The following is a 24004-nucleotide window of genomic DNA, read 5'->3' as shown; positions in this document are numbered from 1 at the left end:
AGGCACACTCTAGTCAGCCCTAGAACCAAAAGTTGAAGTGCGAGTATGCGAAAAAGGATGAGGTCTGCGGGCCTTGGCTTGTTTACCACCCACCGAGCTAGGCACAAATTCACTCCTTGCTTGCGATACCGATTGATTGACCAAACTGTTTGCCATAAGACGTGCTAAGTTAATAACAGCGGGTTAGCTGAGTTATTTACCAATGCTTTAATCTCTTTTTGTGCTTTTTTAAACTGACCACGTAAGTGGGGCTTTAAGTGTTTTTTAGAGAGGGTGTCTTTTTTAAAGTAGCAAACTAATGCATGCATAAATACCGTATGTGTTTCGCTCAATTGTGCTTCACGGTTTGCGTACGGGTTATAACAAGAGCCACATCCGCCTTTAAACTGATACACCGTATTGCTCATCATTACACCAAACCCTAAAAAGCAGGCAAGCGCATCAGCTGCTTGAGGTAAAAATTCTTTTCCACCTGGGGGTAATACACCAACATGATGAATCATAATTGTAGCCAGAGTTCCGGCAAAGCTGGCTACTAAATCTTGCGGCTGATTTATTTGATTAGGGTTAAACGAAATATTAATAGCATGGCTCGGCGGCACAATTAACTGACAGCCCTCTCCACGAATTGCACTACTAAACTCAAAACGTGGAAACACTTGCGGTTGTAATTGCTGGGGCGCAACTAATTGAATTGGCCATGCGCTCATTCCCGCATAAGAAGTGACTCGTTTAAATACGCTTGTGGCCATTTGCTCAATACTTGATACCGAATCAGGAAAGTATTGCCCTGTAGGCAATACTATCTGTGTGTGTTTGGTAAAAAACTCAGCATCAAAATTTTCGACAGCCCAAATAAAAGTATCAATAAGCCATTGTTGCTCTTGTTGCTCTAACAAGGGCGCTGATTTAAATAACGCTAACATAGTGTGCTCTTAATTTAGTTATTCTTGTTCTTGTGCCCATTGCCACGCCTTTGTGTTATATAGCGGTACAGTTGATAATGCGTGGTGATGGCTGCCGCTCGACTCTTTTGTTGAATACGACAAGTACAATAAAGTACGCGTTTTTGCATCGTATATTCGACGCACTTTTAACGATTTAAATAAAATGCTCTTTGATGACTTAAACACCACCTCACCAGACTTACTACGATCAATTTCTTGTAATTGCTCCGCGGTTATAGGCCCTGTTTGACGACACGCAATCGACATGTCTGACGGATCAGAAAAGTCTAAGTCGGCCTCAACATGACTGATGTGACACGTTACGCCTTTAATAATCGGATCTTGCTGCGAGTTCACCACCACATCTTTTGTAGTAAACAAACCTAAGCTCACTGACGCAACATCATCAGAGCAGGCACTTAACGTAACCACTGCGCCCATAAGCAGGGCAAAACGTTTAATTTTTTGCTGAAGTTTCATATTCATCCTTAACTTAAACTCGGTTTTTATACGCTTATTTCAATAAGCTTGGGTTCACTTGTGTGTTTTTATACTAACATCAAAAATCAGCACAACTAAATTAGTTTAAAACAAACATTTTAGCCGTATGGGGTTTAGCGAGTCCTCGTGTATTTGTTACAATTAACGACACGCTTAATGCCGTAACCAATAGGAACCACCCGCATGCCGCACATTATTATTGAGCACTCAGAAGACCTCCCTGTATTACCTCAAGTACTGGTAGAAAAAATCCATAAATGCACATTCGAAAGCGGTTTATTTGATTTAGAAACTATAAAAACTCGCGCAGTTGCATATCAGCAGTATCAATTGGGTGTGGGTAAAGAAGGGTTTATACATGTGCAAGCACACATTATGGCAGGGCGAACAGTAGAGCAAAAGCAAACTCTGAGTGAGCACCTACTTGCGTGTTTAAAAACCTATTGCAGGGAGTCTGACAGTTTAAGCGTTAATATTTACGACATGGACCACGAGATATATCGTAAAAATTAACACAATTCAGGCCTTGTACTCATCATCACAAGGCCACTCGTCTTCAGTCAAAATATGCTTTGCCAATAGCGATGCCCTAAGCGCCATTATTTTACTTTTTAACTCATCACGTATCAGCCTTATTGCAGGCGAAATAAACTGCCGGCTCGGAAGCACTAACCACATTTCTGTTAAGGGTATTTTATAATCGGGTATTATTCGTTTGAGCTTACCGCTAAGCAAATCATCTGCTACATCAATGGCTGACTTTTTTGCAATCCCAGCACCATCAACACACCAGCGTCTAACAATATCACCATCGTTTACAGCTCTATCGCTGTTCATTTTAACTTTGTATTGCTGTGTATTATCATAAAACTCCCAATCAGCGTGCACTACTTCGTAAAGTTTGTAGAGTAATGCGTTGTGCTCGCTCAAATCGTTCGGCACTAACGGCTCGCCATTCAGTTTTAAGTAACTAGGTGAAGCGCACACCACGTGTGGAATATTACAAATTTTAAATCCATATAAATTAAGCTCCTCAGCTACACCTTTTTTCATCGCTCTTAATGCAACATCAATTCCATCACGATAAAAATCAGCACGGCTATCACTTGCATGCAACCTCAAAGTTATAGAACTATGATTATCCATAAGCTCATTAAGCAAAACACGCATTAAATTACGTCCCATTTCAGACGAAACAGCCATTCGCACTTCGCCTGTAATACACTCCTGCTTTTCATTAATAACCGCTTGCCCTTGCATTAGTAGCCCAAGCGCCTGTTCGCATAATGGTAAGTAACGCTCACCTTCAGCGGTCAATCTTATCTTTCTAGTAGTGCGAACAAATAGTTGTGTACCAAGAGCTTGCTCTATTCGTTTAATAGAGACACTCGCTGCCGACGAGCTCATATCCAACTGATGCGCAGCCGCTGTTATTGATTGAAGCTGCGCAACTTTTAGTAATACGCGTAAATCTGCAATTTTCATATCCGCCCCTTTATAAAGCTATTCGTTGATGCTGCCAATTATCCACGTTTTAACGAAACTGTATTAAACATTAGCCTGTTTATGGAATGAAAAATACTCGCTATTGTGTCTCTATCCCAACGCAAAGGAAAATATTTATGAAATGTAGAATTGTCCTATCAGCTTTAATACTCACAACTTCGCTTATATCTGTACCTACTTTTGCAGACGAGCACGAATCAAAAGTAATACCTGCAAACAAAGTCAAATGGGGCTATTTAAACCCATTAAGAGGCGAGCAAAGTCCCGGTGCAGCCGATTTATGGGGCGATCGTACCGCAGATACTGCAACAGGTATGCTAGTACGCTTTAAAAAAGGGTTCGAGTCCCCGCCGCATATTCATAACATTACTTACCGAGGTATTGTAATTGAAGGCCAAATGCACAATGACGACCCCACAGCTGAAAAAATGTGGATGCCTGCGGGATCATTTTGGACACAACCTGCCGGTGAAAACCATACTACTGCAGCCAATGGCACTACAAATCTAATTTACCTAGAAATAGACTCAGGCCCTTATTTAGTAAAACCAACAAACAAACAGTTTGATAATGGTGAACGCCCATTAAACGTACATAAAGACAACTTAGTTTGGCTAGACAAAAGCGACGTAAGCAATATTAATGCTAATGCAGTACAAACAACGTTTCTATGGGGAAATACAGATGCAAGCTATGGCTCAATGATAAAACTACCAGCTGGTTTTAAGGGGGAAATTAGCACAAATGCAAATGAGTTTCGTGCAGTAATAATTGCAGGCAGTGTGCAATACAGCTCAAAAGGTAACTTACAAAACCTAAGTGCAGGCAGCTATATAGAATCTGCGGGAAAATTCATTCACTCGCTTGAAAACAAAAGCAATATCCCAGCAACTATTTACATTCGTAGTAATGAAGCATATCAAGTAAATTAGGAAGTGCTAATTGCCTAAAGCAACATAAACAATTAAGCGCACCTCTTCGTGCGCTCAATTAACTGCTGGTGATTAAAAGCTGTAACGTGCTGTTAAGCTAATATAATCTAAATCATCTATTGTGGTGTAGCTGGTACCTACAGAAAAGTTTGTATTTATATAATAACGAGCACCTAACGTAATAGCTGTTTCACTGTCATCTGCAATATCAATGTAACCTAAGCGGCCATCAATTTCGATGCTATCAGTTAGCATTGATCTAACACCCACAGATAATCCATAGCCATTTTCATCATCCGAAAAATCACTACCGCTGTACGATACTTCAGTTTCTATGTTTTCATACGTTACTAAACCATAAAAATCAGTGCTTTCACTCATTGCAGTACGGTAACCTACGCCTGCGCTCAACCAGTTAAGATCTACATCTAAACCATCTTCTGAGTCGCCTACAGTCTTATATTGACCAGACACAAAAAAATTATCGCCTAGTAATTTACTACCATCAAGCGTCCAACCATTTGCATCATCGCCATCAAGATCTGCATTTAAGTAACCGCCAGACACATAATTAAAGTGAGGTGTTTCTGCAAATGCAGCTGGGGTGGCAAAAACGGAGCTTAATAATAAGAGTGCGACTTTATTCATTTTCATGGTACTTCCTTTTAGATATATTTAAACAACACATTGTTGTACCCAATAAAATACACACCTATATTATTGATTTAAAAAAGAAAGTTAATAGATTAATTAAGAATCAAGATATAAGTTAAGCAAAATAAATAATATAGAAATTAGCGTTTTGAGTGTGTAATAAATTGGTATTTACTAGAATATACTTATGAAGATTTGAAAAGTGGTGGCCCCTCCCAGTATAAATACAGCTGTTTTTCAGCGTTTTCAGGATGGTTTTAGCACTGTTTTTTAAGGAAAAAGCATCTTTTTTTACACCTTTTCTCAATGTAAAAAAAGGTGTAAAAAAATGACTCAACCAACAAAATTCAAATTTACTGACCGACGTATAAAGATGTTATTACCAGAAAGTAAAACGAGAACATACTCGGACATATCTCTAGTTAATCTAAAGTTAACGTTAACACCATCAGGTACAAAAACATTTTATGTGCGCTTTAAAGTGAGTGCACAAGATATTAATCATAAGTTGGGTAATGCAGAAAAAATTACTGTAGATGATGCTAAGAGTAGAGCAATAAGCTTTATGAACTTAAAGTCAGCGCAAAAGTTCGAACATAATTCAGGATTAACAATCAATGACATCTTTAAAATTTATAAAGAAAATGAGCTTTCAGCAAGAAAGACTTTGGCAGGAAGAACGCATGCGCTAGAGGTGTCATATCGAACTCACTTGAAGCCGAAAATTGGCAAAACACCCATTGAAGAAATTACCAGAAAAGAAGCAAGAAACTTATTCTGTGAGCTGGAGAAATTAGGTTACTCAGTACACAATAGGTGTTTAACTTCAATTAAGTCAGCATTTACTTATGTTATTGACTTTGAAGATGATCTAAACATCGGACTTAACCCTTTTATTGGTATTAAGAAAATGCGCGAAGTCCAACGAAATCGCTACCTAACCGAAGACGAAGCCAAACGACTTTTAAAATCTTTGGAGCATGAGAACAATCAAGATATGGCTGATATCTACAGGGTCGCACTCTTTACAGGAGCAAGGCTATCGAATGTTAAAATGATGAAGTGGCATGAAATAGACTTCTCTAGCTGTCAATGGTTAATACCTGCAACAAATACGAAAACCAGTAAAACATATCAAATCCCTCTACATAGTTTTGTGATTAACCTATTGAATCGTCGAAAACTGTTAGCTCACGATTCACCATATATTTTTGCATCTAAGCGTTCTAAATATGGCTATATCACAGGTGGAGACAAGGTGTGGAAGTCAGCAATTAAAAAAGCTGGCTTATATCACGAAAATCCAAACATCAGGCCGAGGCCACATGACTTGCGAAGGACGTTTGCAACGTGGCAAATTCAATCTGGAGCTGACATTAGTGTGGTATCAAAAGCGCTTTGTCATACATCTCTACAGCATACAATGATTTATGCCCATACAAGTACCAATCAGGTAAGAAATTCTATAGATACTGCATTTCGATTCTTAATTTAACGACTCTCAAAGAAGTGATAGGTTGAAATAAATATTTTAAAATCGGTTCGATAACTAAAAATACGGTAAGGCATATTAAATAACAGTTAATTTAATGGGGTTTATGAAAAGGATATTCTTACCTCCTTAAAAAATATACTCCTCTTAATAGTGAACGATTCATTATTGCAGCTAATAAGTTAACAGTACTCACCGAAGAAGCAGCTACAAAATATTCGGTAATTTAATTTAAAACTTTGACTATTTCAAAATCTCAACTGGGTGAGCTGTGATATAATAAACTTGTCTTTAAGATTATGGAGAAAATTAACATGGAAGAAATTGACGAACGCTATACAACTATGGAATTAATTTACAGCTTCGAGAATCAAACTCACGCTATTCCTGATGTACATTCCAAGTTGTTCCAGACGCTATACCACGGCACTACTATCGAAGAAGCACTTACGATCTTATCTACTGGAGAAATCTCAGGGGATAGTGGTCTACATGCAAACTTTGCAATTATGCCTCGTCCTGATATTGCCAAATCATCAGAAGTGTTTCTTATGTTTGAATTTGCAGGACATCATCGAGCAGCAATCTCCTGGGTTGGAAAGGAAAGACTCTACTTCACAAAGTGTACTGACAATGTAGTTTATCACATTTATACTACAGGTTCGGAATTAGACACGGACAGTGGCTTCCTGGACAACTATTGGCAATCTATAATTTTTCCAGAAACAAAAGGGCTAAAATTTTTAGGTCTTCACGAGCCCGTTAACAAATCGCAAACTGATTTATTTACCACATTTGTCGGTAAAGAGATTGCTATTAAAGGCCTTGATAGTCAATCGCATTTTAAAGAGATACCAACAGAGTTTTATGAAGCAGCACAAGCTACACTGACAAAGTAATACTTTAATGAAAAGCAGATTACATGTGGTAATCTGCTTTTATTAAAAATAGACATCCAGATGACGAATACTAAATTCGCCCTTACTGTTAACTAGTTTCGACCATTTTTAACATCTCAAACCGTCAAAAGTAAACTCAGCTGAAAATCATCAAATTAATTCTAAAAATGTCACCGAATAAAACAAAGTAATTATGTTGTGCTTGCCCACAGTTGACCCGCTGCAATAGTCCAGACATTATCAATGTGATCACCTAAATCTTGCTACAGATTATCGATATTAAATTCGGAGCTTACACTCCATTGTAAAAAGTTTAATTCATATAACTTACACACTCTAAACCCCATCCTTTCAGCCCAATAGTTTTTTACGATGTAATTTTGCCCGACTTAATCTGCTTTAGTAACCCTACAATATTTGGAAGCACTCCAATCTTAATACATAAGTTAAATGCTTTTTACAATGGGGTATAGCAGCACTTATTATTGCAAAAGGATAAATTTGCTATAGACACCTATTTTATATTCGCTTTAAACAATACTTTCTCTATTTCTTCACAAGCCAGCATAAAACCTTAGTACAACATTTATGCTGTTAAGGAACTAAAAGTATAGCAACTATCGATCACAAGATAGTCTTTGCATATTATTGCTAAATTAGCTAATTTAGCTAAATGATAAAAAATAAGTCCTGAACATGTCTGAACAAATAATTTTTGAGCAAATTAAGTTGGCACTCGCTGATGCACCACGTAATCAGTATACAGCGGAGCTACACCTGCAAATGATCAAATATGCCGATGAACTAAAGCACATCACTTCAAAAGAATTTTGTGAAGGTGTGGGGCTTAAACAAAGCTTAGGAACAGAGTTCAGCAAAATGCGTAATTTAACGACCCGGCTTAAGACTGCGGGGTTAAATACCGACAGAATTTAATTGAAGAGATATAATTGCCCCCAAGTTAGAATTTTTCATGCGTGTCGAGTTACACGTATTAGTAACAGTTTAATAGGAATAACAAATGACAAGCACCCAACAACGTGCCGAACTTCAACGCCAAATATGGGCGATTGCCAACGATGTACGAGGCTCAGTGGATGGCTGGGATTTTAAGCAATATGTACTGGGTACGCTGTTCTACCGTTTTATCAGTGAAAACTTTGTCAACTACATCACAGGCGGCGATGACAGCGTTAATTATGCGGCCATGCTCGATGATGATGAAAACATCGGTTTTGCCAAAGAAGATGCCATTAAAACCAAAGGCTATTTTCTTTACCCTAGCCAGTTGTTTAGCAATGTGGCGGCCAACGCACACAAGAACGAAAATTTAAATACTGATTTGGCAGCAATTTTTGCGGCAATCGAAAACTCAGCCAATGGCTATGATTCAGAAAAAGACATCAAAGGCTTGTTTGCGGATTTTGATACCACCAGTAATCGCTTAGGTAATACGGTAGAGGCAAAAAACAAACGCCTTGCTGCTGTATTAAAAGGCGTAGCTGGACTCAACATCACTCAATTTGAAGATAACGAAAACGATCTGTTTGGTGATGCTTACGAGTTCCTGATTTCAAACTATGCTGCCAATGCGGGTAAATCAGGTGGCGAATTTTTTACGCCTCAGCACGTTTCAAAATTGATCGCTCAGCTGGCCATGCACGGCCAAACCAGTGTGAATAAAATCTATGACCCTGCGGCGGGTTCTGGTTCGTTGCTGCTACAAGCCAAAAAGCATTTTGATGCGCATATCATTGAAAATGGTTTTTTTGGTCAAGAGCTCAACCACACCACCTACAACTTGGCGCGTATGAACATGTTTTTACATAACATTAACTACGACAAGTTCAATATTCAATTGGGTGATACCTTAACCGAACCGCACTTTTTAGACGACAAGCCGTTTGATGCGATTGTCTCTAATCCACCTTATTCAGTGAAATGGATTGGTAGCGACGACCCAACCTTAATTAACGATGACCGCTTTGCGCCCGCTGGCGTATTAGCGCCTAAATCAAAAGCCGACTTTGCTTTTGTATTGCATGCGCTGAGTTACCTATCAAGTAAAGGCCGTGCGGCGATTGTTTGTTTTCCTGGGATTTTCTATCGTGGTGGCGCAGAACAAAAAATTCGCCAGTACTTGGTTGATAACAACTACGTTGAAACTGTGATTTCACTGGCACCTAACCTGTTCTTTGGCACCACCATTGCGGTGAATATTTTGGTGCTGTCTAAGCACAAAACCGACACCACCACCCAGTTCATTGACGCCAGTGGCGAAGCTTACTTTAAAAAAGAAACCAATACCAACGTTATCACTAATCAGCACATTGAAGACATCATGAATGTGTTTGCCAGCAAAAAGAATGTGGAGCATTTTGCTAAATCGGTTGATTTGGATGTTATCGCAGGCAACAGCTACAACCTTTCGGTAAGCAGTTATGTAGAAGCCAAAGACACACGCGAAATCATCGATATTACCCAGCTCAACGCCGAACTTAAAACCACCGTTGCGAAAATCGACCAGCTTCGCAGTGAGATTGATGCCATTGTTGCGGAGATTGAAGGTGAGGAGCTTGAGGCATGAGTCAGTTGAACTATTTAGATAAACTGCTGGATGGGGTTGAGGTTGAGTGGAAGCCTTTAGATAAGCTTTTTGATATTTATGCTGGTGGCGATGTGCCTAAAGATGCTTTATCTGGTGTTGAAACCGAAGAGTTTAATATCCCTATTCTTTCCAATGGCATTGGTGATAAATCACTTTATGGATGGACAAATAAAGCCAAAATTGAAAAGCCAAGCTTAACCATATCAGCAAGAGGAACAATAGGGTGGACTAGTTATAGAGATCGGCCATTTTTTCCTATCGTTCGTTTATTGGTACTTACACCTAAGGTTGAATTGAACCTTAGGTATGCTTATTACTTTATGAAAATGATTGAAAATAATTATAAAGTTGCTCCAGCAGGTATTCCTCAGCTTACAAAGCCAATGCTTAAAAATATTTTGAGCCCCATCCCATGCCCAAATAACCCAGAAAAATCGCTGGCAATACAAACTGAAATTGTGCGCATTCTGGACGCATTTACTGCCATGACCGCCGAGCTGACCGCCGAGCTGACCGCCGAGCTTGACATGCGGAAAAAACAATACAACTACTACCGCGACCAGTTGTTGAGCTTTGAAGATGGCGAAGTTGAGTGGAAGACGTTAGGTGAGCTTGCAGAAAATCTAGACTCAAAGCGTAAACCAATTACCAGTGGGCTGAGAGAAGCTGGCGATATTCCATACTACGGCGCATCTGGTATTGTCGATTATGTTAAGGATTACATATTTGATGGTGATTACTTATTAGTCTCTGAGGATGGCGCAAATCTATTAGCCCGTAATACTCCTATAGCATTTAGTATTAGTGGTAAAACATGGGTAAATAATCATGCTCACGTGCTCAAATTTGAAACTTATGCGGAGAGAAAGTACGTTGAATACTATCTGAATAGTATCGACTTAACTCCTTACATTTCCGGCGCAGCCCAGCCCAAGTTGAATAAGAAGAACTTAGGAAGTATCAAAATTCCAAATCCTACTCCAAAAGAAAAAGAACGCATTGTTGCTATCTTAGATAAATTTGACTCCTTGACCTGTTCTATTAAAGAAGGTCTCCCACGCGAAATCGAATTACGCCAAAAGCAATACGAGTACTATCGTGACCTGTTGTTGAGCTTCCCGAAATCTTATTCAGATGAGGCCGCTTAATGAGTAAAACGCTAACGGAAATAGCAGAGTTGTTGCAAGCGTCCGACAAAAAGGTGCAGTTGATCTATGCCTTTAACGGCACAGGTAAAACGCGTTTGTCGCGTGAATTTAAAGAGATCATTGCGCCGAAAGACGATGGGCAAGATGCGCTTATTGATGCAGAGCAAGCGCCTCTGTCGCGCCACAAGATTTTATATTACAACGCGTTTACAGAAGACTTGTTTTACTGGGATAACGACTTAGATGCAGATGCAGAACCTAAGTTAAAAATCCAACCCAATACGTTTATCGATTGGATATTAAAAGTACAAGGTCAAGAGGCTAACATCACCAGGTTGTTTCAGCGTTATAGCAACGAGAAGTTGACGCCTCATTTTAATGAAGACTTTACTCAAGTAACGTTTTCATTTGAGCGAGGAAATGCTGAAAGGGCACAGCATGTAAAAATATCTAAGGGCGAAGAAAGTAACTTTGTCTGGAGTATTTTTCATGGGCTTCTAGAGCAAGTTGTTAGGGTCATGAATAACCCTGATGAAGAGGATGATGAGAGCTTCAATCAGCTAGAATATGTGTTCATTGATGACCCCGTCAGCTCATTAGATGAAAACCATTTAATTGAACTTGCAGTTAATTTGGCGGAACTAATCAAGTTAAGCAAATCTGAGAAGCTTAAATTTATCATATCGACACATAATCCACTATTTTACAATGTGTTACACAATGAGCTTAATGCGAAAATTTGTTACTTATTGCAACGATTTGAAGATGGGACCTTTGATCTAAAAGAAAAAAAAGGTGGCGCGAATACCAGTTTTTCATATCACTTGTATATCAAGCAATTGATTGAACAAGCTATTACGAACAATGAAATACAGCGTTTCCACTTCAATTTGCTGCGCAACCTTTATGAGAAAGTCGCAGCATTTTTGGGGTACGCAGATTGGACAGCGTTATTACCCGAAAGCCGCGAGCTATACGCCAAACGAGTGATGCACTTTTATAGTCATCGTTCATTATCAAACGAAGAAGTTGCAGAACCTACCGAACCTGAGAAGCAGATTGTTAAGTTTCTACTTGAACATTTATTAAATAACTATGGTTTCAAACTGCAAGGAGAAGCCAATGCCTAACATCAGCCTACAAGATCAAACTTCTGAATTTTTACTTTACACCGCGCCTAACGGTGATGTGAAAGTAGAAGTATTACTCAGTGGCGAAACCATTTGGCTGACCCAAAAGCGTATTGCTGAATTATTTGGTGTGGGTGTGCCTGCTATTTCTAAGCATTTGAAAAATATTTTTGAAAGTGGCGAATTACAAGAAGAACTGGTTATTTCCATTTTGGAAAATACCACTGCACATGGTGCTATTGCTGATAAGACTCAAACAAAGCCAGTGAAGTACTACAACCTAGATGCCGTTATTTCGGTTGGTTATCGGGTTAATTCAGCGCAGGCCACACAGTTTAGAATTTGGGCAACACAGTTGATTAAAGACTACATCATCAAAGGCTTTGCCATGGATGATGAGCGCCTCAAGAATGGCCGTTTATTTGGTAAAGATTATTTTAAAGAGCTGCTAGAGCGTGTTCGCTCCATTCGTGCCAGTGAACGACGCATTTATCAGCAGATCACCGATATTTTTGCTGAATGCAGTATTGATTACGATGCAAAATCAGAAACTACGCGTTTATTTTACGCCCACGTGCAAGACAAGTTTCACTTTGCGATTACCGGCCATACTGCGGCTGAAATTATTGCACTTAAAGCCGATGCCAGTCAGCCATTAATGGGTATGACAACTTATAAAAATGCACCTGAGGGGCGGATACTTAAATCAGACACTACGGTTGCGAAAAACTATCTGGCAGAAGATGAAATTAAAAAGCTCGAACGCGCTGTGTCAGCATTTTTTGATTACATAGAAGGTATTATTGAACGCCGTAATACTTTTACCATGGAAGCCTTCGCTGAAAGTGTGAATAAGTTTTTAGCCTTTAATGAGTACCAAGTGTTAGAAGGCTATGGCAATGTAACCCGCAAGGCGGCTGAGCAAAAAGCCCATACTGCTTATGAGCAATTTAACAAACAACAAAAAATAGAATCTGACTTTGACCGCGAAGTTAAAAAGCTACTTGGGCATGGAAGTAAGAAAAAGGATGTAAACGAATGACGACTTATAAAACGGTGGCAGAATCCAATAATTTTATTGTTTTAGATAAATACACTAAAGATTGGAAAGTAGCAGAAAACTTTCAGAGCGAAGGTGATTTAGAGCGAGAGCTGATTCAGGACCTAAAAAATCAGGGCTATGAGTATTTACCTGCGCTAACCACGCCTGATGCCATGATGGTGAATGTGCGCAAACAGCTACAAGCGCTCAATAAAGTTGAGTTTACTGATGCCGAATGGGTTCGCTTTTGCGATCAATACCTGAACACACCCAGCGACAATATTCTCGACAAAACCCGCAAGGTGCATAGTGACTATATCTTCGATTTTGTGTTTGATGATGGCCATATAGAAAACATCTACCTGTTCGACAAGAAGACCATTGCTCGTAACAAAGTGCAGGTGATTAAGCAGTTTGAGCAAACGGGAAGCCATGCCAACCGCTACGATGTGACGATTTTGGTCAATGGTTTACCTTTGGTGCAAATTGAACTGAAAAAGCGTGGTGTGGCGATCCGCGAGGCGTTTAACCAAATACATAGGTACAGCAAAGAGAGCTTTAATGCCGAGAACTCTTTGTACAAGTTCTTGCAGCTGTTTGTGATCTCTAATGGCACCGACACGCGCTATTTTGCCAATACCACGAAACGTGACAAAAACAGCTTCGACTTTACGATGAACTGGGCAAAATCTGACAATACGCTTATTAAGGATTTAAAAGACTTTACCGCCACTTTTTTCCAGAAAGAGACGTTGCTTGAAGTAATATTGCGTTACTCGGTGTTTGATGTCAGCAATACTTTGCTGGTAATGCGCCCCTACCAGATTGCCGCCACAGAGCGTATTTTATGGAAGATAAAGAGCGCGTTTAACGCTAAAGATTGGGCTAAGCCTGAAAGTGGCGGATACATTTGGCACACCACGGGTTCAGGAAAAACACTCACCAGCTTTAAAGCGGCACGTTTAGCCACCGATTTAGACAGTATTGATAAAGTCTTTTTTGTGGTAGACAGAAAAGATCTCGATTTTCAAACTATGAAAGAATATCAGCGATTTTCGCCTGATAGTGTGAATGGTTCAGACAGTACCGCAGGGCTAAAAAGCAACCTGGATAAAGACGATAACAAGATTGTTGTTACCACTATTCAAAAGCTCAACAATTTAATAAAGAATGAGAGCGATTTAGCGATATACAACAAGCAAGTGGTGTTTATTTTTGATGAGTGTCACCGCAGCCAATTCGGTGAGGCGCAAAAAAACCTCAAGAAGAAATTCAAAAAGTACTACCAGTTTGGCTTTACCGGTACGCCAATTTTCCCTGAAAACGCCTTGGGTGCAGAAACCACGGGCGACGTGTTTGGCCAGCAGTTGCATACATATGTTATCACGGATGCCATTCGTGATGAAAAAGTACTTAAATTCAAAGTGGACTATAACGATGTTCGTCCGCAATTTAAGAGCATTGAGACTGAACAAGACGATAAAAAACTCAGTGCCGCCGAGAATAAGAAAGCGTTTTTACATCCCATGCGAATTAGTGAAATCTCGCGGTATATTCTGAGCCATTTTAACCAGAAAACTCATCGAGCCTATTCTGGTGCAAAAGGGTTTAACGCCATGTTTGCGGTCAGTAGTGTTGATGCAGCGAAAGCGTACTATGAAACCTTCAAAACATTGCAGGCCGAGGCAGAAAATAGCCCCACAAGTAAACCTCTGCGCATTGCGACTATCTTCTCATTTGCTGCTAATGAAGAGCAGGACGCCATTGGTGATATTTTAGATGAGAGCTTTGAAGTCAATGCCATGAATAGTAGCGCAAAAGAGTTTTTGAGCGCCGCGATTAACGATTACAACGCCATGTTTAAATCTAACTACGGCGTAGACAGTAATGGCTTTCAGAACTACTACCGTGACCTTGCCCAACGAGTTAAGAACCAAGAAATAGACTTGCTCATCGTAGTGGGTATGTTTTTAACGGGCTTTGATGCGCCTACGCTTAACACCTTGTTCGTTGATAAGAATTTACGCTATCACGGTTTGATGCAGGCGTTTTCTCGCACTAACCGTATTTATGATGCGACTAAGACTTTTGGCAATATTGTTACCTTCCGTGATTTAGAACAGGCAACCATTGATGCCATCACCTTGTTTGGTGACAAAAACACCAAAAACGTGGTATTGGAGAAGAGCTACAAGGAATACATGGAAGGCTTCTACGATATTGTTAACAAACAAGCGCGTCGAGGGTTTGTTGATATCGTTAAAGAGCTGCAAGAACGCTTTCCAAACCCAGAAAGTATTGAGAAAGAGCAAGATAAAAAAGAATTTGCAAAGCTGTTTGGTGAATACCTGAAAGCAGAAAACATTTTACAAAACTATGATGAATTTGCTGGTTTAAAAGCGCTGCAAAGCCTAGATACCAATGATGAACAAGCAGTTGAAGAGTTTAAATCAAAGTTCTATCTGGACGATGATGACATCGAGGCAATGCAAGCCATCAACATGCCTAGCGAACGTGCTATTCAAGATTATCGCTCTACTTACAACGATACGCGCGACTGGTTACGACGCGATAAAGAAGGTCAGAATAAAGATAAGTCAACTGTAGACTGGGACGATGTGGTCTTTGAAGTTGATTTGCTTAAATCTCAAGAAATCAACCTCGATTACATTCTTGAACTGATTTTTGATCACAATAAGAAGAACAAGAGCAAAGAAGGCTTGATAGAAGAAGTCCGTCGTATGATCCGTGGTAGCCTTGGCAATAGATCTAAAGAGAGCTTAGTGGTTGATTTTATTAACCAAACAAACCTTGATGAGATCAATGACAAAGCCAGCATTATCGACGCCTTCTTCAAGTTTGCTCAGGCGGAGCAGAAGCACGAAGCCGATACCATTATTGCCTCTGAAAAGCTAAATGAAGATGCAGCCAAACGCTATATTGCGTCATCACTCAAACGAGAGTATGCCTCTGAGAATGGCACTGCACTTAATGAGGCGCTACCAAAACTTAGCCCATTGAACCCACAGTACCGAACCCAGAAGCAAACCGTGTTTCAGAAAATCGCCGCTTTTGTAGAGAAGTTTAAAGGAGTGGGTGGACAAGTTTAATATTATTTATACAACAATAACAACAAATGGGCTCGTTGAGCCCTTTCTGTTACGTGTTAATTTAAGCAAGTTCTGACACATTAACAGAGTGAAAAAAGTCGAAGAACTTGAAAAGTAGCTTTTAAATCAAGATTACCCACCTTCATTCAAAAATCAAATTAAAGAATGAATATAGTTGTGATTTAAAGCCTCTGACTTACATCGAACTAAGTCTTCACTTTTTAAATACTCAGAAGCTAATTTAGGACTACTTTCTCTGGACATACATGCAGCCATAGCAGTAAGCAATTTTAAAGGTTTGTTTGGTTCATTTTGATAAGAAAGTGGTACGTACTCTTCAAGATCTGATGCATTGCCAAATATGGTTGCCTTCTCTTTATGTCTAGAGCAAGCAACATAAGTATTTGCCCTGTCCATTGAGCTATCGTAGTAAACAAAAGTTTCTCCATTTACAGTAATCCCTTGACTTGCATATACCGTTCGCGCGTAAGCTGGAATTAAATACAACCTTCCTTTCTCGTCGCAATACTCTGAAGCTCTTATTTTTACAGTCCTACCGATATCTAATTTGATAAGTAAGACAACTTCATCATCTAAATTGCGTTTTACCTCTATTACAGTTCCTGTATGGCCGTTTGTTAGATTCTTAGCATAATCATTTTTAGTTAATCGTAGCCGCTCACCAATAGAAACCTTAAACTCAACTGCATGTTTACTTACAATGCCACTTACACTTATATCTTCCTTACCGAGTTTATCTAATGATTTTAAATGAAGGCGTGCGGCTTCATTTAGTTCATTAACAACCGCCCATCGTTTTGCCAACATTAAGCACTCCTTGCCTGAATTCTTTTTTATAAATTCTTTCCATGCATCAACTAATAAAGCCAGCGTTTCATCATGATCCCTGCCTATGTGAACTTGGTTTCGCTTTACATATTGAGCCAATGCCTTATCTGCAAGGCCATCTCGGAAATTTGCAACCGACTGCCTGTCCCAATCTTGCCTTTGCCGTTTTATCGTTTCTATTTTTGTAGTTCCAATAACGTTTGGTGATGAAAGATACTTTAATACCCCTCCATGTTGGATCGCATCTAACTGCTTATCTTCACCAACCATCAGTAACTTAAATTCCATCCGTTTGGCATATCTCATCAATTCCAGCATTTGAAAGGTACCTATTTGGCCTGCCTCATCTAATATTAAGACATCCCCCCTTTTTAAAGGCGGTTTATTAGAGCCAAGCAATTTAAGTAGAAGGCAAATAGTACAGCCTTCGACACTTGCTTGCTTTTCTAGGTTAAAAGCAGCCGCTTTAGTATTAGCGGCACCTACAACTTTACTTCCAAGTTTCTCATAAACATCAACGACAACCTTCATCAGCGTAGTTTTTCCGGCACCTGCTGAACCTTGAACGATAGATAAGCAACTCGGAGAACACACTTTGTATGCTGCCTCCCTCTGCTCATAAGTTAAGGCAAAAGGCTGCGCATCAAAAGCTTCTACTAAAGCATGATCTAAAATGCTGTATTGGAAATTTGAAGAACTAAGTTGTTTAGCTAACGATATCATCTCCTGTTCAGCAGCTATGACCTCTTTTGTTGAAAATAATATATTTTGCCCTTTATCCACTTCAAGCTTAACGAGTTCCTTATTCTCAAAGGTTTTCTGCACAAGTAATTGTGCCTGATATGCACTATAACCAGTCCTTAAAGCAAGAAGAGATGCCTCAGTATAAAGATCACATTCTCTAAATACAGACTTGCTTTCGACAAGCACTTGAAGCAATGATTCCACACAAAATTTTTCATCTGGGTTAGCCGTCTCAATTAACTTTCGTTCATTAGACTTTATATTTGAATTATCAAATCCCTGTTCAGCTAACTCCCTTTGCCAACTTGAAAACAAAGCAGGACGGTCAACTTTTTCCTTAGTTTTACGGGTACTTCTAGCTATTTTATCTCCAAGCTTAGATGCACGATTACTACTACCATATCTTTCCATATTTTTTTCAATTTGCATTGAGCGCTTAGAAAAATGCTTTGAGATTGATTTGGGTACACCTAAAACTTCAAACGCTTTTCCATTTTCAGAAACTTTAAGGCTATATCCTAAACTAGCCATTTGCTTGGCAAGTTGACTTTGATAAACAGCATCAGCAGCTGCACTCCAGGTATAAAGAAAGCGACCAACAATTGCCCCCCAAGTGCCATCGTCACGATTGGCCAAATTCATGATTACCGAATGAATATGCAAATGCATATCCTGCTCTCGGCTCGTACTGTGTTCATACATACCAATTAGGAATCCTGATAGCTTTTCTAGCGAAGCTCCATTATGGCCTCGCCTTGAAAATGATGCATGCTCTTCTAAGAATCTTAATGCCGCCTTCACAGCAGAGTTATTAGCCGCTTGAATAGCTACTCTCTCATCGAGTTCACTACAGGACCATATTATTGAAATGCTTTTATGGGGGCTGTAAACAATGTCGTAGGCAGGAACCCTATTGTCACTACCTGCATTTTGACAGAGTTTAGTTTTTCCTTTTGGACAGAAACCTCTCATAAGGTTATTAAATTGTTTGTCATTCACTGAACTACCTAACCCAAATTCCTGAACAAGCTCACCAAAAAACTCTCCTGGTGGCTCCCCCCCTTTTAGGTAGTAGTCTGCTGAAGAAGATTGTTGATAATAACAAATATTTTTGACTGGTACTGGATTGCTCATATCAACTACCTTTAATAAATGGATTTGTAGTTACCTTACTTTTGGCAACATTGATGCTTAATTTTTTTTCCATTTCAATTGGTCCTGGTTCAAATCCAAGAGCTATTTTAGGTAACTCAGGATATGGCCATTTGAGTTCATACACAGCGTTTGTACCGGATATAGAGAGAAAACCTGTAACCCCTTTCTTATCAGGCCTAGGAACATGAATTAGCTGCTCAGCAGTTACAACTGGGATTTCTTGCTCTGAATACGTTACTGATTTTTTTTTAGAGCTATCAATACTAGTGGAGGTAATAATTACCCTTCGCCTCCCCATAGCTTGGCTCGCAATACCAGCAGAATGCCCAGCAGCGCCAACTCTGAGAGCTATCACGGTAGAGAACAAACTAAGGATGGTTTCTGAGTCCTTATCTCCATAAATAGACTGTAATTGCGAAACACTCTGAGTCCCAGCAATAGTACGAGCACCTTTAGAGCGACAACGTGATAACCACACCTCTATACTGTCGTTTTTTGGTATAGCTGCAATCTCGTCTAAAACAAGCCAAACTTCTCGCCGTGAACAATCGGGCAATGCCAATATTTGATTAGTCAGCATTGATAATGCTGCGGAAAACAGGGACTGACTCATATTTCTATACGAAGGGTTGGTTTGAACTATTACTTTTTTTGCTATGTCAGCATTCATCCAATTCTTAAATGAAAATGTTTTTGCATTTGAGCATTGCACTTCAGATAAGTATCGAACCCAGCTCAATTGTGAGGAGACAACTGCTAGAACACTCGCACTAGTCTTGTTTTCTGGATCTGCAAACAATGCAGCCTCAGGAAAGAATAATCCCAACTCCTTTTGTAAGGCCTTAGCGTCTTTAAATAAAAGGTTGTGTAATTCCTTCCATCCCCAGGGCATTTCTTTGCGTATTAAACACATCAATGCACCAGTGACAATTAAACGAGCTGAATCAGACCAGAAAGGTTCATTCGATGTTTGATGTATAATTGCCTCTGAGAATGTGCGAGCAGAACTAATATCATTTATGTCTGCTGATAAGTCCCAAATAACACTTCTCTTATCACCAGGGCTAAGCAAAACTATGCTTTCATCATAAAACAGCTCTGTATATTCTCTTTTTTCATCATAAATAAGAATGGGAATCGTTCGCTGTATTAACTGATTAAGCCAGTACTTAATAATTGTAGATTTACCAGCTCCCTGCATTCCAAACACGAAGAAATTACCACATTCATCTTGTTTTTTTAGTACAATTTTAGGATGCACTTTAATTCCACGAACCCCATTATCTGTCTTCAAGGCATGAGATGCGTGCTTAATTGCAGATCGTCCGCAAAGCATCTCTGGCCCCGAGACATGCTGATATCGTTCTTGCTGCCTAATAAAGGGAAATAGTAATAAACCAACAATTAATGCAACTGGAATAGATATTTTTAGGGTTTGCTCAATAACCTCTTTCATTATCGAGGTTGATAATTGAAAAGGGTTAGAACCTGTATAATGTAGCAAATGAAAACAAAGTACAGGTATCGTAATAAGAGCCACCAAGGGTAAGATGATTTTTAGAAACTTCATCAATTTACCCCTTACCTTTTAAGAGTTCATTAACTTTTTCCCCATATTCAATACGCCCCTGCTCATCATGATTGACTAGTATTGTCAGCATCGCGAACGTTGCACGAGTCAGCTTTCGCTCAAGGTCCACAAATCGCTTTTCCACTAACTCTTCAGCTTTTGAAGCTTGAAGCCCATTTACGACTAACTTAGAAGCGGCCGCTGTATGGTTATCGCCATTGCTATCTGCGAGCTCACGAAGACACTCAAACTCCACATTACTTAGTCGAATACATACACTTTTTTTTGCATTTTTTGGCATTGTTGATCTCCTTGCCTAGTTGATATTCGCGCTATCCTGCGCTGTGTTTAACTTTAGACCTTTTTACATGTTTAAATTGCTAGCAGTTTACTGTTTGCTTTTCTGCCGTGCCTACTGGCCTAGCACTGATAGACCTATGTTTTGAATAGCATCATAGATGCCATGTATGTCAGTACCATTCCTCTGTATTTTCTTTCACTCCTCCAAACAACTTCCTAAATGTCAATGAGCCAAACTTTTAATCCTGAGCTCATGCACACTTTCTATATCATGACAGGTTTTTCTGGATCGGACTGAAACAAAGTAAATTTTTTTTATATATAAAATGTACTGTCATCCCAAGGGTTTAAATAATTATTTAAAGAATAAAGCGAACAAATTTAATTTTTAAAAAAATATCACTGAATAAAACCAATTAAAAAACAAACCTAATACATTGATAAATAATATTTATTTTTTATCGGTCCAGTTCTGTCTAATACGCTAACATCTACATCGCCTCCAGGAAGGGGTGTTATAAAGGATGAATGCGCATGGATGCGATAGAGAATTTAGTGCTCAATGGGCACGTTGCAAATCAAAAAGTTCGAGCAGCTAGAAACAACGTACTTGCTTTAGGATTGAATAAATCGGAGTTGAATCAGCTAGTTGCTGAATTAGCGCTAGCCGCCACTGATTTAACTAATATGAAAGAAAACGCGAATCTAGGTAAAAATTGCAATGTTGTGAATATTGCAGCTGGTACTGCTGATAGCCAGATAAAATTAAGCTCTCAGGTTATTACCCGACTACCTAATGAAACAAAAGATTTAAATATAAAAGAGTTTATTCAGACGTTTGAAGGAAAGCCTAAAGTGTTAAAAGGCTACCCTGGTATGTCAATCAAAGTATCGCGCAAAGAAAAAATCATTCAACTAAGAGATGGTGGTGATGGTCAATATTTTAAGCTGATTTCATATCCGGTAGAGCACCTATTCACTAAGGAGGACATACAGACAATAATTGATGCACACAAGCGATTTATAGATAGACGAAAAGCCAAAATGCCATGGAAAGAGCGAGGTTACCTTCTAGGTGGTAGCTATCGTGAGTTGAGCACATTCCATGACTTGTTCGAATTTTATAAGGAATTAGCTTCAAAAAAACGTGCTGGTGCGATTAGCCGTATTCAAACACGATATTTTTCTGGTCAATGGGGAGAGAAAATAATGGCCAACTACAGCATTGCAACATTCAGAACTGATTACTTAGACAGGTCCGTTTCATCTCGCTGTAAATCCGATCGGAATGAAATTATTAAAATGGTAAGAGCCGCTGTTAACAAAGCTAAAGCTAGTGAAAGTATCAAAATCAATGTTCAAGAATTAATCATGAGGGGGGAGCGCTCTAGAGCTGATAAAACAGATAAAACGATACCTAAGATGTCGACGTTAACTCAATTTATAATTGAAGCTTATAAGAGCAATTACAACTCATTGGGACTAAAACTAATTATTCAGTTTATGGCATCAACTCGTGAGAGGAATACTAACGAACGGCAGTGGACTCGCGTCAACTTAGATGACCAGTCTATTGAAGTGCCCGCCCCTGAAAGTAAAACTGGGTTTAGACGACACCCTATCCCTGAGCGACTAGTTGATATACTGAGTACAGAAAAAAGTAAACAACAAAGGGATGTGAACGTAACTAAGGATTGTAATGGTGAGCCCTTGTTCATGTTTGAAAGTCCATACAACCGCGGTAAGGTTGATACAACTCTAAACAAACAATTTAGCGATGTGAAAGCTAGCCTATTAGCTAAAAAGGAGCGATTAGGATCAACTAAAGCAGATTTAAAAAGCATAAGTAGTTTCACTCAGCACAGGATCAGAGATTTAGTAGAGCAAGCACTACTTGATGTTTCAGCCTCAGAAGGGCAAAAAGAAAAATGTTTGGGCCGTTTACCTCGAGAGCAAGCAGAATCGTATGGAAATCACAGTATTGAAAAGCTCAGCGAATTGAAAGACCGCATGGTAGAGAAAGCGGAACTGGAATTCCCAGAGCTAAAAGCATTATTTCAACGTCTAATAGACAAAGAAATTGAGCAATGATAACTTATAGGGGTGTAAAAAAAGGTGTAAAAAAATTTCTGAATATACTTTAACTATCTGATAGTGATTATGTTAAAGGTTAAAAGTGGTGGCCCCTCCCAGACTCGAACTGGGGACCTAACGATTATGAGTCGTGTGCTCTAACCAACTGAGCTAAGGGGCCAACTTTATATAACTGCAAGGCAGTTAATTTTTGAAGCGTTTAGCCACAGAGCGACTAAAGCGGGTTGCAGTATAAAAACTTTTTTAGGGCTTGTCACTACCAAAAACCTTTATTTTAACAATCAGTAAGCTAACTGCTTAAATTGTAATCTTTTAAAGGGGCTGAGTGGCTAAATTTGGGGAAATTTTGAGTGGGTGCGGTAAAAACTATTAAAAATAATATTTATTAATTGAATGCGCTGAGCGATATTTACTTACAACTAGCATAAATATAACTCAGCAACGCATTATTTTTTAGCAATAATATAAATTGCATGTATTAACCCTGGGAAGTAACCCAACAGCGTTAATAAAATATTAATCCAAAAATGCATACCTAAGCCCACTTGTAAAAAAACACCCAGTGGTGGCAGCAAAACAGACAGTATTATACGAATGATATCCATTATTTAGCTCCTTCAAACAATTAAAAACAAAAAGCCCAGCAATGCTGGGCTTTGAGTATAACGTTATTCAGCTACGATAGATAAGTTATCTACCACATCACGAACGTCTTCAGCATTTTTAGCAATTTCGATTGCCAACTGCTTCTCCGCTGATGATTCAACCGAACCGTTTAATGTAACAACACCATTATCGGTATCTACATCAATATCGGTTCCACCTACTTCTGAATCAAATAGGAAACGTGTTGTAATAACGGTGGTGATTTTAGCGTCCGTTAGGTCGTTATCATCATCCATCATTTTAGAATCTGTATGTTTAGCGCTCATGTTTTTAACAACGGTTAGGCTGTTTTCAACGTCCATGACGCCATCTAGACTAAGTACAAGTTCTTCTGCTAGCTCTTTTTCTACTTCGCTATCAACTTTACCTGTAAGTACTACCTTGCCATTTGTTACATCAGTGTTTATGTCAAAGTTGTTTAGGTCTGTGTTCATAAGAAGCACAGTTTCTGCCTTGCCATCAATCCAAGCATCTTTACTTTCGTTTTCCCAGCTGTTTGCATGTGCACCCATTGCTGTTGTACCAAGAACTAACGCGGCGATAATAGATTTGTTAAATGTTTTCATAATCTTTCTCCTTTTGATTAAAGACACTTTAACTAATGCGAACATCAAGCCAACTTTATTTAACATTAAAAATCAATCACTTAATGATAAA

The 24004-nt window shown here is 39.1% G+C and carries 21 protein-coding genes and 1 tRNA gene; 11 read left to right on the top strand and 11 right to left on the bottom strand.

The features are described from left to right. Positions 1-9: 9 nt before the first annotated feature. Genes CWB62_RS18620 through CWB62_RS04385 form a run of 3 tightly spaced genes read right to left on the bottom strand, consistent with a single transcriptional unit; the run spans position 10 to position 1427 of the window. Complete coding sequence (locus CWB62_RS18620; RefSeq protein WP_171034609.1) at positions 10-156, bottom strand: hypothetical protein; 147 nt, start codon at positions 154-156, stop codon at positions 10-12. 8 nt (positions 157-164) lie between these two features. After that, a complete protein-coding gene (locus CWB62_RS04390; protein ID WP_138529451.1) occupies positions 165-926 on the bottom strand; it encodes a hypothetical protein in 762 nt (253 codons plus the stop codon). An 18-nt stretch (positions 927-944) separates the two neighbouring features. Continuing rightward, on the bottom strand, positions 945-1427 hold the full coding sequence (locus CWB62_RS04385) for a CreA family protein (protein WP_058552547.1): 483 nt from the start codon (positions 1425-1427) through the stop codon (positions 945-947). Between the two features lie 204 nt (positions 1428-1631). On the opposite strand from CWB62_RS04385, the gene CWB62_RS04380 reads away from it, so the two are divergent. Further along, the gene (locus CWB62_RS04380) at positions 1632-1961 is read left to right on the top strand and encodes a 5-carboxymethyl-2-hydroxymuconate Delta-isomerase (protein WP_006791175.1); all 330 of its coding nucleotides are present in this window, start codon (positions 1632-1634) and stop codon (positions 1959-1961) included. 6 nt (positions 1962-1967) lie between these two features. Here CWB62_RS04380 and CWB62_RS04375 read toward each other — a convergent pair whose 3' ends face one another. Next, entirely contained in the window at positions 1968-2933 is a 966-nt protein-coding gene (locus CWB62_RS04375; protein WP_039037988.1) for a LysR family transcriptional regulator, read from the bottom strand. Positions 2934-3070: 137 nt separating this feature from the next. Here CWB62_RS04375 and CWB62_RS04370 point away from each other — a divergent pair, with 137 nt between their 5' ends. Beyond that, positions 3071-3886: a DUF4437 domain-containing protein gene (locus tag CWB62_RS04370; protein WP_138529453.1), complete on the top strand. Its 816-nt coding sequence runs from the start codon at positions 3071-3073 to the stop codon at positions 3884-3886. A gap of 72 nt (positions 3887-3958) precedes the next feature. Here CWB62_RS04370 and CWB62_RS04365 read toward each other — a convergent pair whose 3' ends face one another. After that, positions 3959-4540: a porin family protein gene (locus CWB62_RS04365; protein WP_138529455.1), complete on the bottom strand. Its 582-nt coding sequence runs from the start codon at positions 4538-4540 to the stop codon at positions 3959-3961. Positions 4541-4868: 328 nt separating this feature from the next. Here CWB62_RS04365 and CWB62_RS04360 point away from each other — a divergent pair, with 328 nt between their 5' ends. The 8 genes from CWB62_RS04360 (at position 4869) to CWB62_RS04325 (ending at position 15969) form a co-directional block, all read left to right on the top strand. Continuing rightward, a complete protein-coding gene (locus CWB62_RS04360) occupies positions 4869-6035 on the top strand; it encodes a site-specific integrase (RefSeq protein WP_138529457.1) in 1167 nt (388 codons plus the stop codon). A 311-nt stretch (positions 6036-6346) separates the two neighbouring features. Then, entirely contained in the window at positions 6347-6931 is a 585-nt protein-coding gene (locus tag CWB62_RS04355; protein WP_138529459.1) for a hypothetical protein, read from the top strand. Between the two features lie 696 nt (positions 6932-7627). Continuing rightward, the gene (locus CWB62_RS04350; RefSeq protein ID WP_138529461.1) at positions 7628-7867 is read left to right on the top strand and encodes an HTH-like domain-containing protein; all 240 of its coding nucleotides are present in this window, start codon (positions 7628-7630) and stop codon (positions 7865-7867) included. 85 nt (positions 7868-7952) lie between these two features. Beyond that, positions 7953-9518, top strand: a complete 1566-nt coding sequence (locus CWB62_RS04345; RefSeq protein ID WP_138529463.1) for a type I restriction-modification system subunit M — start codon at positions 7953-7955, stop codon at positions 9516-9518. Continuing rightward, complete coding sequence (locus CWB62_RS04340; protein ID WP_138532866.1) at positions 9515-10687, top strand: restriction endonuclease subunit S; 1173 nt, start codon at positions 9515-9517, stop codon at positions 10685-10687. Before CWB62_RS04345 ends, CWB62_RS04340 begins: the two co-directional genes overlap by 4 nt. Beyond that, the gene (locus CWB62_RS04335) at positions 10687-11817 is read left to right on the top strand and encodes an AAA family ATPase (protein ID WP_138530743.1); all 1131 of its coding nucleotides are present in this window, start codon (positions 10687-10689) and stop codon (positions 11815-11817) included. The genes CWB62_RS04340 and CWB62_RS04335 overlap by 1 nt, the downstream gene beginning before the upstream one ends. Next, positions 11810-12859: a virulence RhuM family protein gene (locus tag CWB62_RS04330; RefSeq protein WP_138530741.1), complete on the top strand. Its 1050-nt coding sequence runs from the start codon at positions 11810-11812 to the stop codon at positions 12857-12859. Before CWB62_RS04335 ends, CWB62_RS04330 begins: the two co-directional genes overlap by 8 nt. Further along, positions 12856-15969, top strand: a complete 3114-nt coding sequence (locus CWB62_RS04325; RefSeq protein WP_138530739.1) for an HsdR family type I site-specific deoxyribonuclease — start codon at positions 12856-12858, stop codon at positions 15967-15969. The genes CWB62_RS04330 and CWB62_RS04325 overlap by 4 nt, the downstream gene beginning before the upstream one ends. A 153-nt stretch (positions 15970-16122) precedes the next feature. Here CWB62_RS04325 and mobF read toward each other — a convergent pair whose 3' ends face one another. From mobF to CWB62_RS04310, 3 genes are read right to left on the bottom strand one after another with little or no spacing between them, the layout of a single operon-like run. Then, entirely contained in the window at positions 16123-18696 is a 2574-nt protein-coding gene (gene mobF, locus CWB62_RS04320; RefSeq protein WP_138530737.1) for a MobF family relaxase, read from the bottom strand. A gap of 1 nt (position 18697) precedes the next feature. After that, the gene (locus CWB62_RS04315) at positions 18698-20287 is read right to left on the bottom strand and encodes a type IV secretion system DNA-binding domain-containing protein (RefSeq protein ID WP_138530735.1); all 1590 of its coding nucleotides are present in this window, start codon (positions 20285-20287) and stop codon (positions 18698-18700) included. A 4-nt stretch (positions 20288-20291) separates the two neighbouring features. Next, the gene (locus CWB62_RS04310; protein ID WP_138530733.1) at positions 20292-20588 is read right to left on the bottom strand and encodes a hypothetical protein; all 297 of its coding nucleotides are present in this window, start codon (positions 20586-20588) and stop codon (positions 20292-20294) included. 533 nt (positions 20589-21121) lie between these two features. Here CWB62_RS04310 and CWB62_RS04305 point away from each other — a divergent pair. Then, entirely contained in the window at positions 21122-22678 is a 1557-nt protein-coding gene (locus CWB62_RS04305) for a hypothetical protein (RefSeq protein ID WP_138530731.1), read from the top strand. A gap of 86 nt (positions 22679-22764) precedes the next feature. On the opposite strand, the gene CWB62_RS04300 is transcribed toward CWB62_RS04305, so the two are convergent. From CWB62_RS04300 to CWB62_RS04290, 3 genes are all read right to left on the bottom strand, one after another. Then, a tRNA-Ile gene (locus tag CWB62_RS04300) sits at positions 22765-22841 on the bottom strand. 286 nt (positions 22842-23127) lie between these two features. Next, positions 23128-23286 (bottom strand): YqaE/Pmp3 family membrane protein, encoded by a 159-nt coding sequence (locus tag CWB62_RS04295; RefSeq protein WP_006791179.1) that lies wholly within the window; start codon positions 23284-23286, stop codon positions 23128-23130. Between the two features lie 63 nt (positions 23287-23349). Beyond that, positions 23350-23913, bottom strand: coding sequence for a BON domain-containing protein (locus tag CWB62_RS04290; RefSeq protein WP_058403771.1), 564 nt, complete (start codon positions 23911-23913; stop codon positions 23350-23352). Between the last annotated feature and the right edge of the window lie 91 nt (positions 23914-24004).

This window comes from Pseudoalteromonas sp. S408 (assembly GCF_005886645.1).
In the GTDB taxonomy this organism is placed as follows: Bacteria; Pseudomonadota; Gammaproteobacteria; order Enterobacterales; family Alteromonadaceae; genus Pseudoalteromonas.
The sequence above is the reverse complement of the archived record's forward strand: the minus strand, read 5'-3'. Positions and strand labels throughout refer to the sequence as shown.

Excerpts from the sequence above, each read along its gene's own strand:
- CWB62_RS04355 (WP_138529459.1), top strand. The coding sequence starts at position 6,347 with ATGGAAGAAATTGACGAACGCTATACAACTATGGAATTAATTTACAGC.
- CWB62_RS04345 (WP_138529463.1), top strand. The coding sequence starts at position 7,953 with ATGACAAGCACCCAACAACGTGCCGAACTTCAACGCCAAATATGGGCG.
- CWB62_RS04380 (WP_006791175.1), top strand. The coding sequence starts at position 1,632 with ATGCCGCACATTATTATTGAGCACTCAGAAGACCTCCCTGTATTACCT.
- CWB62_RS04315 (WP_138530735.1), bottom strand. The coding sequence starts at position 20,287 with ATGAAGTTTCTAAAAATCATCTTACCCTTGGTGGCTCTTATTACGATA.
- CWB62_RS04305 (WP_138530731.1), top strand. The coding sequence starts at position 21,122 with ATGGATGCGATAGAGAATTTAGTGCTCAATGGGCACGTTGCAAATCAA.
- CWB62_RS04370 (WP_138529453.1), top strand. The coding sequence starts at position 3,071 with ATGAAATGTAGAATTGTCCTATCAGCTTTAATACTCACAACTTCGCTT.
- mobF (WP_138530737.1), bottom strand. The coding sequence starts at position 18,696 with ATGAGCAATCCAGTACCAGTCAAAAATATTTGTTATTATCAACAATCT.
- CWB62_RS04350 (WP_138529461.1), top strand. The coding sequence starts at position 7,628 with ATGTCTGAACAAATAATTTTTGAGCAAATTAAGTTGGCACTCGCTGAT.
- CWB62_RS04330 (WP_138530741.1), top strand. The coding sequence starts at position 11,810 with ATGCCTAACATCAGCCTACAAGATCAAACTTCTGAATTTTTACTTTAC.
- CWB62_RS04360 (WP_138529457.1), top strand. The coding sequence starts at position 4,869 with ATGACTCAACCAACAAAATTCAAATTTACTGACCGACGTATAAAGATG.
- CWB62_RS04290 (WP_058403771.1), bottom strand. The coding sequence starts at position 23,913 with ATGAAAACATTTAACAAATCTATTATCGCCGCGTTAGTTCTTGGTACA.
- CWB62_RS04325 (WP_138530739.1), top strand. The coding sequence starts at position 12,856 with ATGACGACTTATAAAACGGTGGCAGAATCCAATAATTTTATTGTTTTA.
- CWB62_RS04385 (WP_058552547.1), bottom strand. The coding sequence starts at position 1,427 with ATGAAACTTCAGCAAAAAATTAAACGTTTTGCCCTGCTTATGGGCGCA.
- CWB62_RS04365 (WP_138529455.1), bottom strand. The coding sequence starts at position 4,540 with ATGAAAATGAATAAAGTCGCACTCTTATTATTAAGCTCCGTTTTTGCC.
- CWB62_RS04335 (WP_138530743.1), top strand. The coding sequence starts at position 10,687 with ATGAGTAAAACGCTAACGGAAATAGCAGAGTTGTTGCAAGCGTCCGAC.
- CWB62_RS04295 (WP_006791179.1), bottom strand. The coding sequence starts at position 23,286 with ATGGATATCATTCGTATAATACTGTCTGTTTTGCTGCCACCACTGGGT.
- CWB62_RS04310 (WP_138530733.1), bottom strand. The coding sequence starts at position 20,588 with ATGCCAAAAAATGCAAAAAAAAGTGTATGTATTCGACTAAGTAATGTG.
- CWB62_RS04340 (WP_138532866.1), top strand. The coding sequence starts at position 9,515 with ATGAGTCAGTTGAACTATTTAGATAAACTGCTGGATGGGGTTGAGGTT.
- CWB62_RS18620 (WP_171034609.1), bottom strand. The coding sequence starts at position 156 with ATGGCAAACAGTTTGGTCAATCAATCGGTATCGCAAGCAAGGAGTGAA.
- CWB62_RS04390 (WP_138529451.1), bottom strand. The coding sequence starts at position 926 with ATGTTAGCGTTATTTAAATCAGCGCCCTTGTTAGAGCAACAAGAGCAA.
- CWB62_RS04375 (WP_039037988.1), bottom strand. The coding sequence starts at position 2,933 with ATGAAAATTGCAGATTTACGCGTATTACTAAAAGTTGCGCAGCTTCAA.